Source organism: Streptomyces sp. NBC_01775 (assembly GCF_035917675.1).
GTDB lineage: Bacteria > Actinomycetota > Actinomycetes > Streptomycetales > Streptomycetaceae > Streptomyces.
In genome coordinates this window covers 391440-405401 of sequence record NZ_CP109104.1, presented here as the reverse complement: position 1 = coordinate 405401, position 13962 = coordinate 391440, and the positions used below count along the sequence as shown (strand labels likewise).

11 protein-coding genes and 1 pseudogene are annotated in these 13962 nt (G+C 71.7%); 4 read left to right on the top strand and 8 right to left on the bottom strand.

What is annotated here, in order from left to right; all coding sequences use genetic code 11:
- Window positions 1–29: 29 nt before the first annotated feature.
- Both OHB04_RS01945 and OHB04_RS01940 read right to left on the bottom strand, forming a co-directional pair.
- Window positions 30–794, bottom strand: coding sequence for an MBL fold metallo-hydrolase (locus OHB04_RS01945; protein ID WP_326806604.1), 765 nt, complete (start codon window positions 792–794; stop codon window positions 30–32).
- 246 nt (window positions 795–1040) lie between these two features.
- Window positions 1041–1631 (bottom strand): hypothetical protein, encoded by a 591-nt coding sequence (locus OHB04_RS01940; protein ID WP_326806603.1) that lies wholly within the window; start codon window positions 1629–1631, stop codon window positions 1041–1043.
- A 186-nt stretch (window positions 1632–1817) separates the two neighbouring features.
- On the opposite strand from OHB04_RS01940, the gene OHB04_RS01935 reads away from it, so the two are divergent.
- From OHB04_RS01935 to OHB04_RS01925, 4 genes and pseudogenes are all read left to right on the top strand, one after another.
- Window positions 1818–2927, top strand: coding sequence for a LysR family transcriptional regulator (locus OHB04_RS01935; RefSeq protein ID WP_326686007.1), 1110 nt, complete (start codon window positions 1818–1820; stop codon window positions 2925–2927).
- Window positions 2928–3199: 272 nt separating this feature from the next.
- Window positions 3200–4118: pseudogene (locus OHB04_RS01930) on the top strand (ATP-binding cassette domain-containing protein).
- Between the two features lie 209 nt (window positions 4119–4327).
- Window positions 4328–5149: an ABC transporter permease gene (locus OHB04_RS41655; protein WP_405806961.1), complete on the top strand. Its 822-nt coding sequence runs from the start codon at window positions 4328–4330 to the stop codon at window positions 5147–5149.
- The gene (locus OHB04_RS01925; protein ID WP_405806962.1) at window positions 5116–5712 is read left to right on the top strand and encodes a histidine kinase; all 597 of its coding nucleotides are present in this window, start codon (window positions 5116–5118) and stop codon (window positions 5710–5712) included. Before OHB04_RS41655 ends, OHB04_RS01925 begins: the two co-directional genes overlap by 34 nt.
- Before the next feature lie 195 nt (window positions 5713–5907).
- Here OHB04_RS01925 and OHB04_RS01920 read toward each other — a convergent pair whose 3' ends face one another.
- The 6 genes from OHB04_RS01920 to rhaI form a co-directional block, all read right to left on the bottom strand.
- Window positions 5908–6552, bottom strand: coding sequence for a LutC/YkgG family protein (locus OHB04_RS01920; protein ID WP_326686005.1), 645 nt, complete (start codon window positions 6550–6552; stop codon window positions 5908–5910).
- Window positions 6549–8033, bottom strand: a complete 1485-nt coding sequence (locus OHB04_RS01915) for a LutB/LldF family L-lactate oxidation iron-sulfur protein (protein WP_326692564.1) — start codon at window positions 8031–8033, stop codon at window positions 6549–6551. Before OHB04_RS01915 ends, OHB04_RS01920 begins: the two co-directional genes overlap by 4 nt.
- A 20-nt stretch (window positions 8034–8053) precedes the next feature.
- The gene (locus OHB04_RS01910; RefSeq protein ID WP_326686004.1) at window positions 8054–8806 is read right to left on the bottom strand and encodes a (Fe-S)-binding protein; all 753 of its coding nucleotides are present in this window, start codon (window positions 8804–8806) and stop codon (window positions 8054–8056) included.
- On the bottom strand, window positions 8797–10338 hold the full coding sequence (locus tag OHB04_RS01905; protein ID WP_326686003.1) for a rhamnulokinase: 1542 nt from the start codon (window positions 10336–10338) through the stop codon (window positions 8797–8799). Before OHB04_RS01905 ends, OHB04_RS01910 begins: the two co-directional genes overlap by 10 nt.
- 159 nt (window positions 10339–10497) lie before the next feature.
- Entirely contained in the window at window positions 10498–12642 is a 2145-nt protein-coding gene (locus OHB04_RS01900) for a bifunctional aldolase/short-chain dehydrogenase (protein ID WP_326686002.1), read from the bottom strand.
- A complete protein-coding gene (gene rhaI / locus OHB04_RS01895) occupies window positions 12639–13850 on the bottom strand; it encodes an L-rhamnose isomerase (RefSeq protein ID WP_326686001.1) in 1212 nt (403 codons plus the stop codon). The genes OHB04_RS01900 and rhaI overlap by 4 nt, the downstream gene beginning before the upstream one ends.
- Window positions 13851–13962 lie beyond the last annotated feature (112 nt).

Here is a 13962-nt window from a genome sequence, read left to right as displayed (position 1 = left end):
CGCCCCGCGCGACCGTGCGGGCGAACAGACTAGCTGTACGCTGCACCGGCTCGCGCCAGCGTCTCACCGCCGCCCCTGGGCAGCGGCTCGCCATGACCGAAGCACACGGTTTCCACAGCGGACGGCGCGTCCCCGGAACTGAGCGCGCACAGCCGCCGGAACGAGGCGAGGGCGCTTGTCCTGTCCTGGTGGAAGACCCCGGGCGCCGGCTCCCCGCCGACCCGGGCCACCGTGTCCCCGGTGAACAGCGTCCCGTGCTCGGGCAGCAGCAGCGCGATGCTCCCCTCCGTGTGGCCGGGAACGGAGAGCACCATGGCGCCCCCGCCGAACTCGACGCGGTCTCCCTCCGTCACCTCGGTGTCCACGGGCGAGGGCCGGGCAGGCGGGACGGCTGGAGCGTCGGAGGTGATCCCGAACGGCTCGTGCACCTGGTCGAAGAGGTCACGTTCCCACTCCGGCGCGTCCCTGAAGTCCGGAGGAGGGGCGGAGGCTTCGCCTCGGACGACGGGAGCGTCCAGCCGGTGGGCGATCACCTCGGCGCCGTGCCGGGCGGCCAGCTCCGCCGTCGAACCGGCGTGATCCGGATGGAAGTGGGTGAGCACGATCCGGCGCAGCGCGCCAGGGTCGGCACCGGTGCGTCGGATGGCGTCCTCCACCTCGGAGGCGGAGCCGGGCGGACCGGTGTCCACGAGCGTCAGCCCGGCATCGCGCCCTTCGCCGTCGCACCACAGGTACGCCTGGCCGACGGGAAAAGGGAGCACGTACAAGGACGGGCGAATCACCAAGGGTTCCATGCCGGGAACCTATGCATCCTCCGGTGCGACGACGAGGGCCTTGCGCCCGGAGCGTAGCGGTTGCGCGGGCAGCGAACACCCCTCGCCGGCACAGGGCAGAGGGTGTTCGGAAGTGCGGGGTGCGGGGTGCCGAAGTGCGTGGTCCGCCGTCCGGATGAGGTACGGCTGCCGTCGGCCCCCGTGGCCGACGGTCGCTACGCGTCCTTCAGGCGTACTCCGGGCGTACCGCTCACCCCAGGAGCGCGCTCAGCTGTTCCTGAGCGCCTTCTTGTAGCGGCCCACCGGCGGGAGCCAGCACATCACCAGCGCCAGCAGGCCCAGGAGGATGGCGGCGATGCTCGTCATGTAGAGCCCGCTCGGTGCCGCGTCACGGAGGATCAGAGCGTGGGGGAAGGCGGCAGCCAGCAGGGCCACGATGGTGATCATCACCCGGGCCCATACGGCGCCGTTGCGGGCCAACAGGGCGAAGAGCAGCAGCGCCACGGCGAAGACGAGCGCGATCGTGGCGCGCGCCGACATGGTGCCCTGCCACTCGGTGACCACGTCGTCCCACATGGTGCCGCTCAGCTTCTCGATGTCGGCCGCGGTCGTGCCCGAGGGCAGACCCACGGCAGAGGGGTCGTTGTCCACGGCCTTGCGGACGTTCTCATCGGCCAGGTCCTTGCCGCCGACGAAGACCAGCATCGAACCGATGGCTCCGGACAAGGCCGCCAGCACCGCGGTGACCAGCATGGCGACCACGAGCCCGGGTCTCCGCGGCGGCGCGGCGGCCCGGCGCGTGCCCGGAACGCCGGGGTGCGTACCGCCCTGGGGAGGGGCGGTCTGGGGGTAGCTCACGTTCGGGTACTCCTTGTGAAGATGACCTACTGGGGGATATTTGGCATGACCCTTGCATGGGCATCGTGTGTCGAACCAGACCTTCCGGTAAGGAATCTGGAGAACATTCCCTCTGAACTCTTGGACATCATCCGAGAGTTAGGCTGCTGGGCCCGAACAAGCCCGAGAGGAGAGTGAGAAGGGCCTATGCCACTGCCTGGCAACGGCGAATACCCACCCGGATTGCTTGACGTCACGATGGACCAACTGCGCACCCTGCTGGCCGTGCACGAGGAGGGCACGGCGCTCGGTGCCGCCCGGCTGCTCGGCCGCGAGCAATCCAGCATCCAAAAGCAGCTCGACACGATGAACCGCAAGCTCGGTGAGCACTGCGGCGAGCCCCTTCTGCGCAAGCGGGGACGCGGCGAGCGCGTACAGTTCACCGGCACCGGCGAGGAGTTGGCGCGGCTCGCCCGCCGCACTCTCGACCAGTGGCGCGAGGGCCTGGACGACGCCCGCAGACGCAGTGGCCGCAGCCTGAAGGTCGGCTCGACCCGCTACACCCTCGGCTACCTCCTGGACGCGGTCGAACAGGTCAACGACCGGTTCGCGCGCGAGGGCGTGGAGCTGAGAATGGCGCACGTACGCAGCGGAACCCTGCTGGAGAAGCTGCGTACACACGAACTCGACCTGGTGTGCGGCAGCGTCCTCACCTCGGCGTCCGCGGGGGCCGCCGAGAACGACGCACGCTTCGAAGACTACGAAGTCATGGAGTGGCGGCGCAGCGGGTTGTCCCTCGTCACCAACCAGGACGACGGCGCACTGCCCTGGGAGGGCGTGGGAGTGCGCTCGCTCGCGGCGATGCCGCTCGTGGTGTCGGCCGACGGGCTGATCCCCGACTTCCTGCGCGGATGGTTCGGCCCGGACTACCGCCGAAGGATGCGCATAGCCGCGGAGATCGACTCGGCGCACTACGGTTTCGAACTGCTCAGCTCGGGTGTCCTGAGCGGCAGCATGCTGGTCACCCAGGGCATCGGGGAGGCCGTGGCCGAGGGCCTGCTCCCGGAGGCCCGCGGACTGCGGACCCTGCGACTGGTGGAGGACATGGGACCCCCGCAGTGCGTGCTCGTCGGCGCGTTCCGCAGGCGCGATCCCGAAACCCTCGCTCCCGGCCATCCGGTCAGCCTTCTGTGGGAGGCGCTGGCGCGGCAGAACGCCCGCATCCACAGCGAGATCGCCCCGCCCCGGTTCCGGGAACAGCCCCCGCAGGCGCGACCCTACGAGGCTGCGGGGGCGGGTGTGGGAGCCATGTCCTAGCCGTGAGCGACCGGCGCCGGTACACGGCGCCGGTCCTCGGCGGTAGGACCCGCCATCGGGTGAAGGCCCAGTTGCCGGGCGACGGCCCGGCTGCCGGGCCACGGGCCCTGCCGTCGGCGAGGGGCCAGTGCTCCCAGAGGTCCCGGCGGCGCTTGCCCGAGGCCACACAGGGGCGGCGACGACGAAGCGTCGTACTCCGGTACTACACCGGGCCCCCGACATCCGGCCGCGGTCCGACGCCCGGCCGTCGGCCGCGCCGTAGCGTCGAGTACATGATCGAGTTTCAGCAACTCACAAAGCGCTACGGCGACAAGACCGTCGTGGACGCGCTCACCTTCACGGTGAGGCCCGGCGTGGTGACCGGCTTTCTCGGCCCCAACGGGGCCGGAAAGTCGACCACCATGCGCCTGAGCACCGGCCTGGACGCGCCGACCTCCGGCAGTGTCACCGTCAACGGCCGCCACTACGCCGATTTTCCCGCGCCCCTGGCGGAGGTCGGCATGCTGCTGGAGGCCAGATCGGTGCACCCAGGTCGATCCGCTTTCCAGCACCTGATGGCGCTCGCGCATACCCACGGCATCCCGCGCCGCCGCGTCGAGGAGGTGATCGGGATGGTGGGGCTGGGGGACGTCGCGGGGAAGCGGGCCGGGGCGTTCTCGCTCGGCATGGGCCAGCGGCTCGGTATCGCCGGCGCGCTCCTCGCCGACCCGGCCACACCGTCCTCCTCGACGAGCCGGTCAACGGCCTCGACCCGGAGGGCGTGCTGTGGGTCCGTGAACTGCTCAAGTCCTGGCCGCCGAGGGCCGTACCGTCTTCCTCTCCTCCCATCTGATGAGCGAGATGGCACAGACCGCCGAGCACCTGGTCATCATCGGGCGAGGCAGGCTGCTGGCCGATACATCGGTGGACCGGTTCGTCCGGGAAGCGGGGCTCGGCACGGTCAAGATCGTCTCACCGGAGGCGGGGCGGCTCGCCGGGCTGCTCACCCCCGGGCCCGGCGTCGAGGCCGCGGCCGAGGCGCCCGACACCCTGCGGGTGACCGGAACCGACGCCGCCCGCATCGGCCGTATCGCCGCGGCGCACGGCATCGCGCTGTGCGAACTCACCCCGCGGACTGCCTCACTGGAGGACGCGTTCATGGAGCTGACCCGCGACGTGGTCGAGTACGAGGGAACGGCGGTGGCGGTATGACGTAGACACAGATACAGCCGCGGGCACAGACACAGACACAGCCGCGGGCGCAGACACAGCCGCGGGCGCAGACACAGACACAGCCGCGGGCGCAGACACAGACACAGCCGCGGGCGCAGACACAGACACAGACGTACCGCATCTCCTACCCCCGTGTTCTGCGCTCGGAGTGGGCCAAGCTGTGGTCGCTGCGCTCCACCTGGTACGGCTTGGCGTGCTGTGTCGCGCTGACCGTCGTCCTCGGTGTGATCTCGGGCATCGTCACCGACGGCAGGAGAAGCAACACCTCCGACCCCGTCGAAGTCAGCCTCTTCGGACTGAACTTCGTGCAACTCATCATCCCGGTCATGGGCGTACTGCTGACGGCGGGCGAGCACTCGACCGGCGTGATCCGGGCGACCACGGCCGCCGTGCCGCGACGGCTGCCTGTCCTGTGGGCGAAGACAGCCGTCTTCGGCGCGGTCGTCTTCGTGGCCGTCCTCGCCATGGCCTTCACGGTCTTCCCTCTCGCGCAGGTCTTTCTCTCGGACACGCCGCTCGCGGCGTCCATCTCCGACCCGGGGGTCGTACGAGCGCTGTTCGGGTCGGCGGCATCCGTCGCGCTGATCGGAGTACTCGGCCTCGCACTGGGCGCACTGCTGCGCAGTATCGCGGCGGGGATCGGAGCCTTCGTGGTCGTCCTGACCGTGCTGCCACAGCTTGCGGGCGCGCTGCCGTACGACTGGGTGAAGACCGCGGTGAGCTATACACCACTGCCCGCCGGGCAGGGACTGATGGCGGTGGTGCCGCAGCCGGACTTCCCGGGTCCGCTGGCCGGGCTGCTCGCACTGTGCGCCTGGGCGTTGGTCACGGCCGCGATCACGGCGCTGGGCATCGGGTCCGTACCCGGCGCGAGTACCTGGCCTCGCTGCTGGAGCGGGCGGCCCGGCTGGAGATCGAGCGGGACCAGCGGGCACTGCTCGCGGCGGCGGCCGAGCGCGCACGGATCGCGCGGGAGATGCACGACCTCCTGGCCCACAACCTCTCGGTGATCACCAGCCTCGCCGATGGCGGCTCGTACGCCGCCCGCCGCTCTCCCGAGCGGGCCGGTCAGGCGCTTGAGGCCATCGCCGCCACCAGCCGCCAGGCACTGGACGACCTGCGGGGTCTGCTCGGCATTCTCAAACAGGCCAAAGAGCTGAGGGAACCCGCGCGTGAACTCGCCCCGCAGCCGGGCCTGCTGGAGCTGGGACCGCTCCTGGACAGGGTACGGGCGGCCGGACTGCCCGTACGCTCGGCTGTCGAAGGCTCGGCCCTGGGCGCGGGCGAGCAGTCGGCGGGCCGCCAGCTCGCGGTCTACCGCGTCGTCCAGGAAGCACTGACCAACACCCTGAAGCACGGCGCCCCGGGGGCCACGGCAGCCGTGACCGTCGCATACGGGCGGGACAGCATCGAGGTCGAGGTCACCGACACGGACGTGGTGCTGATGGACGTCCGGATGCCCGGCCTCGACGGCATCGAGGCGACCCGGCGGATCCTCGCCAAGACGGGCACCCGCGACCGCGTCCAGGCGGTGATCCTCGCGTACAACACGGGACTGGTGAACCCGGAGTGACCACGAGAACCTGATGCCCGCCTCAGCGGGCTACGGTCTGCCCGGCGGATCTTTGCGTCGCTCTCTTTCCTGGTGCTGAGCAGGGGCTGCCCCTGGCTGTGATGCGCAGGGTGCGAGTGACCGGGGGCTGGTCGCGCGGTTCCCCGCGCCCCTTGGGGCTCGTCCCGGTGCCGAGCACGCATGACCCCCCGGTCACTAGTCCTCGGAGACCAGGACGACATCGAGCGTGCGCGGCCCGTGCACGCCCTCCACACGGTCGAGTTCGATGTCGCTGGTCGCCGAGGGACCGGAGATCCAGGTCTGCGGGCGTCCGGGATCGAGCCGTTCGAGGGCCTGCGGAACGGAGCCGACGACCTGCCGGGGTACCCGTACCACGCAGACATGGTGATCGGGCACGAGCGTGATGCGCCGCCGGCCCTGGTCCTCGGAGGCATCCAGGACCAGGGTCCCCGTCTCCGCGACGGCCACCGCGCAGCCCGTCACCACGCTGTCGGTCTCGTCCAGAGCGTGTGGCGTCAGGCCGGGGGAGTCCCGCACATGCTGAACATCCCCGGGAATCCAGGCATCCGGCACGCCGGCCGGTGTCACCACACTGCGCGAGCCCCGCTCCGTGAGCAGACCGGCGATCGTCTCCGGCAGCTTCCGGAGGGTGCAGTGGTGGACCTGGGCGCGGTAGTCGGCCAGGTGCTCGGCCAGCAGCCGCGTCGTCTCCTCTTCGGTGCGCTCGCCGTGGACGCGCAGATACTCGCGAGGCGTCCCGGGCGAGTCCGGCCGCTCCCCGCGCGGTACGTCGGCCAGCGCGCGGCGCACCCGGCCGAGCACGATGTCGCGGTGGTTCACCTGACGTCTCCCTCGCGCCTCGCGGATCCGCTGCCCGTTCCCGGGCCTCTGGTACGGCGCCACCAGTCGCGGAAGGACTCCGGCGGCACCTCCGGGAGGTCCCTGGTGTCCGTCCAGGCGCTGCCCGGCCCCGGCAGCCTGCGCGGCACCATCCGGCGGGCACGCGACGCGAGCCGTCCCCCGGCGCGCAGCACGCCCGGATGGTCGAAGGTCCAGGCCGCCGCGCGCATCGCGGCCCGTTCGGCGGCGTGGCCCCTGGCGGGCTTCACGGTCGTGCGCTGCCCGCGCACGGTGACGGTCCCGCCCTGCACCACCCGCTCGCGCAGATGCACCAGGACCTCGGGGATGTCGATGGCCACCGGGCAGACCTCGTAGCAGGCACCGCACAGCGAGGAGGCGTACGGCAGCGAAGCGTCCAGCTCGGTCTCCATGCTGTCCAGCTGCGGGGTCAGGATCGCCCCGATCGGCCCCGGATAGGGGGACCCGTAGGCGTGCCCTCCGGCGCGCTCGTAGACCGGGCAGACGTTGAGACAGGCCGAGCACCGGATGCAGCGCAGCGCCTGGCGGCCCACCTGGTCGGCGAGGGTGTCGGTGCGGCCGTTGTCGAGCAGTACCAGATGGAAGCGGCGGGGGCCGTCGCCCTCGGTGGTGCCGGTCCAGGTCGAGGTGTAGGGGTTCATCCGCTCGGCCGTCGAGGAGCGCGGCAGCAGTTGGAGGAAGACCTCCAGATCGCGCCAGGTGGGCACGACCTTCTCGACGCCCACGACCGAGATCAGCGTCTCGGGCAGCGTCAGACACATCCGGCCGTTGCCCTCGGACTCGACGACGACCAGAGTGCCGCTCTCGGCCACCATGAAGTTCGCGCCGGACACTCCCACCTTGGCGTTGAGGAACTTCTCCCGCAGATGCAGCCGCGCCGCCTCCGCCAGGTCGGCGGGGTCGTCGGTGAGACCCTCCGGTGCGGCGCGTCCCCAACGTTCCATCCGGGTGCGGAAGATTTCGCGGATCTCCCCCCGGTTGCGGTGGATGGCCGGGACCAGGATGTGGGACGGATGGTCCTCACCGAGCTGCACGATCAGCTCGGCCAGGTCGGTCTCGTACGCGGAGATCCCGGCCCGCTCCAGCGCCTCGTTGAGGCCGATCTCCTGGGTGGCCATGGACTTGACCTTGACGACCTCGCGCTCGCCGGTCTCGCGCACCAGCCGGGTGACGATCCGGTTGGCCTCCTCGGCGTCGGCGGCCCAGTGCACGGTGCCGCCCGCCGCCGTGACGGCCTCCTCCAACTGCTCCAGATAGTGGTCGAGGTGGCGCAGCGTGTGGTCCTTGACGCGCGCGCCGGCCGAGCGCAGCGCGGACCAGTCCGTCAGCTCGGCCACGGCCTTGGCCCGTTTGTCGCGGATGGTGTGCGTGGCGTGGCGCAGATTGCCGCGCAGCCGCTCGTCCTTGGTGGAGATCTCGGCGGCCTGCGGGAAGGGCGGCATCCCCAGATAGGTCACGGTGCTCACAGAGGTGCCTCCTCGGTGCTCGCCAGGATCTCCGCCAGATGGACGGGACGCACCGTGGAGCCGGCGCGCGAGAGGGTCCCGCCGATGTGCATCAGGCAGGAGTTGTCGAGCGTGCACACCGCGCCGGCGCCGGTCTCCTCGATGTGCCGGGCCTTGTCGGCGCCCATCGCCGCCGAGACTGCCGCGTTCTTGACGGCGAAGGTGCCGCCGAACCCGCAGCACTCCTCGGCGCCCTCCAGCTCCCGCAGCTCCAGCCCCTTGACCCGCTCCAGCAGCCGCCTGGGCCGCTCGCCCAGGCCCAGCATCCGCAGGCCGTGACAGGTGGGGTGGTAGGTGACCGTGTGCGGGTAGTACGCGCCGACATCGGTGACGCCCAGCACGTCGACCAGGAACTCGGTCAGCTCGTAGGTACGCGGAACCATCCGCTCCGCCGCCGCCCTCAGCGCTCCGCCCCGGCCCTCGGCTGCCGCCTTCGCCCCGATGCGCGGGTAGTTGTCCCGCACCATCGCGGCGCACGAACCGGAGGGTACGACGATGTGGTCGTAGCCCTCGAACGCGGCGGCGTAGCGGTGGACCAGCGGCTCGGTCGCGTGCCGGTATCCCGTGTTGAACTGTGGCTGCCCACAGCAGGACTGGGCCTCGGGGAAGTCCACCTCGACGCCCAGCCGCTCCAGCAGCCTCACCACGGCCCGGCCCGTGCGCGGATAGAGCGCGTCGTTGACGCAGGTGACGAAGAGCGCTACGCGCACGCCGCCTCCTTCCCGTGCTCACGGACGCGGGCGGCGGCCCGCTCCCAGGACGTGTGATCACCCGTCGGGGCATACTGTCGCAGCCGCAGGCTGTCGCGCACCAGGCCCCGGAGCGCGGCCAGCGGCCCGTTCACCGCCCCGGCCGTACGTGCCTGGACCAGCACGTTCCCGTACGCCGCCGCCTCCACCGGGCCCGCGACCACCGGCAGGCCGCAGGCGTCGGCCGTCAGCTGGCACAGCAGCGCGTTGCGCGCCCCGCCGCCCACGACATGCACCGTCTCCACCTCCTGGCCCGACAGCCGCCGTGCGTCGAGTACCGCCTGCCGGTGCGCCAGCGCGAGGGAGTCCAGGACACAGCGGACCGTCTCCGCCGGGTCGCGCGGCTCCGGCTGGCCCGTCCGGCGGCACGCCTCGGCGATCCGCTCGGGCATCCGGTCCGGCGCCAGGAACTCCGCGCTTCCCGCGTCGACGACCGAACGCAGTCCGGGCATCCGCGCGGCGCCCTCCAGCAGCGCCTCCAGGCCGTGCGGGCCGCCCTCCGCCTCCCAGGTGCGCAGGCACTCCTGGAGCAGCCACAGGCCCATGATGTTGCGCAGATAGCGCACGGTGCCGTCCACGCCCAGCTCGTTGGTGAAGTTCGCCAGCCTGCTCTCCTCGCTGAGCACGGGGGCATCCAGCTCGACCCCGGCCAGCGACCAGGTGCCGGTGGCGATGTAGGCGAACCTGCTCCCCGTCGCGGGCACCCCGGCGACAGCCGACGCGGTGTCGTGCGCTCCTACGGCGGTGACCGGCAAAGGCCCCTCCAGGCCCGTCTCGGCCAGCACTTCGGGCAACAGGACCCCTGCGGGGTCGCCGGGCGAGCGCAGCGCGGGGAACAGCGACAGATCGAGGCCGACCGCCTCGGCCACCGGGCGCGCCCAGGTGCGGGCCCGGGGGTCGATCAGCTGGGTGGTGGAGGCGATGGTGATCTCCGTGCCGCTCTGTCCGGTCAGCCAGTAGGAGATCAGGTCGGGCGTGAGCAGCATCCGGTGCGCCGATTCCAGCCGACGGGAGCCACGGGCGGCGGCCAGCTGGTACAGGGTGTTGATCGGCAGGTGCTGTAGACCCGTGTACCCGTACAGCTCCCGCGCGGGCAGGAGCTTGTCGACCTCGGCCTCCATCCCCTCCGTACGCGCGTCCCGGTAGTGCACGGGATTGCCCAGCAGCGCGCCGTCCGCGTCCAGCAGGCCGTAGTCGACGCCCCAGGAGTCGATACCCGCGGAGGCGAGCTGCCCGGGCGCCGTGCCCGCCGCCGCGCCGGCGGCGCGCAGCCCGTCCAGCACTCCCCGGTAGAGCCCGAGGATGTCCCAGTGCAGCGTGCCGTGTACCCGGACAGGGCGGTTCTCGAAGCGGTGGACCTCCTCCAGGGCGAGCTTGCCGTCGGCGGGACGGCCGAGGATGACGCGCCCGCTGGACGCGCCCAGGTCTACGGCGGCGAACGCGCCCGTGGCGGCGGACGGGCCAGGGCCGGAAGGCGGCATGGTGAACCTCATGTCGTGCGGATGGGGCAGGCGAGTGGCGAACACGGACGCCGCCGACCGGGCGGGTGGCGGTCGCGAGGGGGGAGGGGAGGGGCGACCGGTGGCGGGCGGCCCCCACGGCTCGGCCCGCCACCGGAGGGGGTGGCGTGACGGTACGGTGCGGCGCGCCGCTCAGCGCAGGAAAGCCGCCGCCACGCCCGCGTCGACCGGGATGTGCAGCCCCGTCGTATGGCTGAGGTCCCCGCCGGTCAGGGCGAAGACCGCATTGGCGACATGCTCCGGCAGCACCTCGCGTCCCAGCAGGGTCCGCCGCGCGTAGAACTTTCCCAGCTCTTCCTCCGGCACGCCATAGACGGCGGCACGCTGTGCGCCCCAGCCTCCGGCGAAGATGCCCGAACCGCGCACCACGCCGTCCGGATTGACCCCGTTGACCCGGATGCCCGACGCGCCCAGCTCAGCCGCGAGCAGCCGCACCTGGTGCGCCTGGTCGGCCTTCGCGGCGCCGTAGGCCACGTTGTTGGGTCCGGCGAACACGCCGTTCTTGGAGGCGATGTAGAGCAGATCGCCGCCCATGTCCTGCTCGCCCATCACCCTGGCCGCCTCGCGCGAGACGAGGAAGGATCCCCGGGCCATGATCGAATGCTGCCGGTCCCAGTCCTCGGCCGTGGTCTCCGCGAGCGGCTTGGAGACGGAGATCCCGGCGTTGTTGACCACCAGGTCCACCCCGCCAAAGGCCAGCACCGCCGCCCGGAAGGCCGCCGCGATCTGCTCCTCGCTGGTGACGTCCACCGTCACGGGAACGGCGTGGTCGGGCCCGCCCAGCTCCCCGGCGACCTCTCGCGCGCTCGCCCCGTTCACGTCGGCCACCACCACGCAGGCGCCCTCGGCGGCCAGCCGGCGGGCGATCGCACGGCCGATCCCCGAGCCCGCGCCCGTGACCAGCGCGATGCGGGTGGCCAGCGGCTTGGGCGGGGGCATCCGGCGCAGCTTGGCCTCCTCCAGCTCCCAGTACTCGATGCGGAACTTCTCCGACTCCTCGATCGGCGCGTACGAGGAGACGGCCTCCGCGCCGCGCATGACCTGGATCGCGTTGCGGTAGAACTCGCCGGCCACCCGCGCGGTCTGCTTGTCCTTGCCGAAGCTGAACATGCCCACGCCCGGCACCAGCACGATCGCCGGGTCCGCCCCGCGCATCGGGGGAGAGGACGCGTCGGCGTGCCGTTCGTAGTAGGCCCGGTAGTCCGCGCGGTACTCCTCGTGCAGCTCCTTCAGCCGGGCCACCGCGTCCTCCAGCGGGGCCCGCGCGGGCAGGTCGAGGACCAGCGGCCTGACCTTGGTGCGCAGGAAGTGGTCGGGGCAGGAGGTGCCCAGCGCGGCCAGCCGGGGGTGCTCGTCGTGCGAGAGGAAGTCCAGCACCTCCGGCGCGTCGTCGTAGTGCCCGACCTGGGCGCGGTCGCGTGAGACGAGGCCGCGCACCAGCGGGGCCAGCGCGGCGGCCCGCTCCCTCCGCTCGTCCTCGGGCAGCGGCCCGAAGCCCTCCCGCACGGGCCCGAACGGCTCGGCGTCGCCCCGCTCTTCGAGGAAGCGCTCGGCGGCCCGGATGATGTGCAGCGAGTTGCGCTCGCACTCCTCGCTGGTGTCGCCCCAGGCGGTGATGCCGTGGCCGCCCAGGACGCAGCCGATCGCCTCCGGACGGGCCTCGCGCACCGCCGCGATGTCCAGGCCGAGCTGGAAGCCGGGGCGCCGCCAGGGGATCCACGCGACGCTGTCGCCGAAGCACTCCCTGGTGAGCTTCTCCCCGTCGGCCGCGCAGGCGAGCGCGATGCCCGAGTCGGGATGCAGGTGGTCCACGTGCGCGACCCGCACCAGTCCGTGCATGGCGGTGTCGATGGAAGGCGCGGCCCCGCCCTTGCCGTGCAGGCAGTAGTCGAAGGCGGCCACCATCTCGTCCTCGCGCTCGACACCCGGATACACGCCGGTCAAGGCGCGCAGCCGGTCCAGGCGCAGCGCGGCCAGGCCTTCGGGCCGGAGGGTGCCCAGATCGCCGCCCGAGCCCTTGACCCACATCAGCTCGACACCCTCGCCCGTGACGGGGTCGGTGGCCGTGCCCTTGGCCGAGGTGTTGCCGCCCGCGTAGTTGGTGTTGCGCGGATCGGCCCCGAGCCGGTGCGAACGCGCCAGCAGCGCGGCGACCCCGGGGTGCTCCCCGGCCTCCCTCGGGCTGCTCTGCCGGTGCTCCGCGCCGTCCCGCGGGCGGTTCTCCGCCCCCTCCTGCGGGCTCCCGGGCCCGTCACCTCGCTGATCCCGCGCGCTCACGCTCCCCACCCCGCCTGCTGTCCTCCGACGCGCTCGCTCACGATCGTCTCCGCCCAACCGGATGCCGCGTAAGCCGCCATGGGATCGCGGTCGGCGCCCATCTCCTCGCGCACCTCGGCCAGCAAGGGCCTTACGTCCGTGTGGTACGCGTCCATGAGCACGCCGTTGGCTCCGAGGACGTCGCCCGCCTGCTGTGCCTGGGCGAGGGCTTCGCGGTCCACCAGCAGGGCCTTGGCCGTGGCCTCCTGCACGTTCATCACCGACCGGATGATGGCTGGAATCTTGGGTTCGATGTTGTGGCACTGGTCGAGCATGAATGCGATACCGGGCCCTTCCTCGCCCTGCGAGGCGTTCTCCGGGGTGCCTTCGAGTCCGCCTCCCACACGCACCTCGTACAGGATCCGGAAGAGCTGGAAGGGATCGGCGGCGCCGGCCATCAGGTCGTCGTCCGCGTAGAAGCGGGAGTTGAAGTCGAACGCGCCCAGCTTCCCCTCGCGCAGCAGGAACGCGACGATGAACTCGATGTTGGTGCCCGGCGCGTGATGACCGGTGTCCACGCACACCACTGCCTTGGGGCCCAGCTTGAGGCAGTGCGCGTAGGAGGTGCCCCAGTCGGGCACGTCCGTCGCGTAGAAGGCGGGCTCGAACAGCTTGTACTCCAGCACGAGGCGCTGCCCGGAGCCCAGCCGCTCGTAGACCGCCTCCAGTGCCTCCGTGAGCCGGTCCTGGCGGGTGCGCAGGTCGTCCTGCCCCGGGTAGTTGGTGCCGTCGGAGAACCAGAGTTTCAGATCGCGGGAGCCGGTCGCGTCCATGATGTCGACGCACTCCATGAGGTGGTCCAGCGCCTTGCGCCGCACCGACGGGTCGGGGTTGGTGACCGAGCCCAGTTTGTAGGCGTCCTCCTGGAAGACGTTGGCGTTCACCGTGCCCAGCCGCAGTCCGCGCTCTTCGGCGTAGGACGCCAGCGAGGCGTAGGCGCCGGGCCCCTCGACGAGGTCCCAGGGGATGTGCAGCGCGACGGTGGGCGCCGCTCCGGTGTGACGGTGCACCCGCGCGGCGTCATCCAGCTTCTCCCGCACGGTGCGCGGCACCCCGGGCTGGGCGAACACCTTGAAGCGCGTGCCGGAATTGCCGTACGCCCACGACGGCGTCTCGATCCGCTGTTCGCTGAGCGCGGACTTCACGGCCGCGAGGTTCTGCTCTGGCATACGGCTCCTAGAACTGACGGGGTCTGACCAGGTCTGACGCGAGGGTCGAACGGATAAGCAAAGAGAAGTGGCGAGGCGGTCATGAAACGATTCAAGGTCGGGTTCGGGCCGA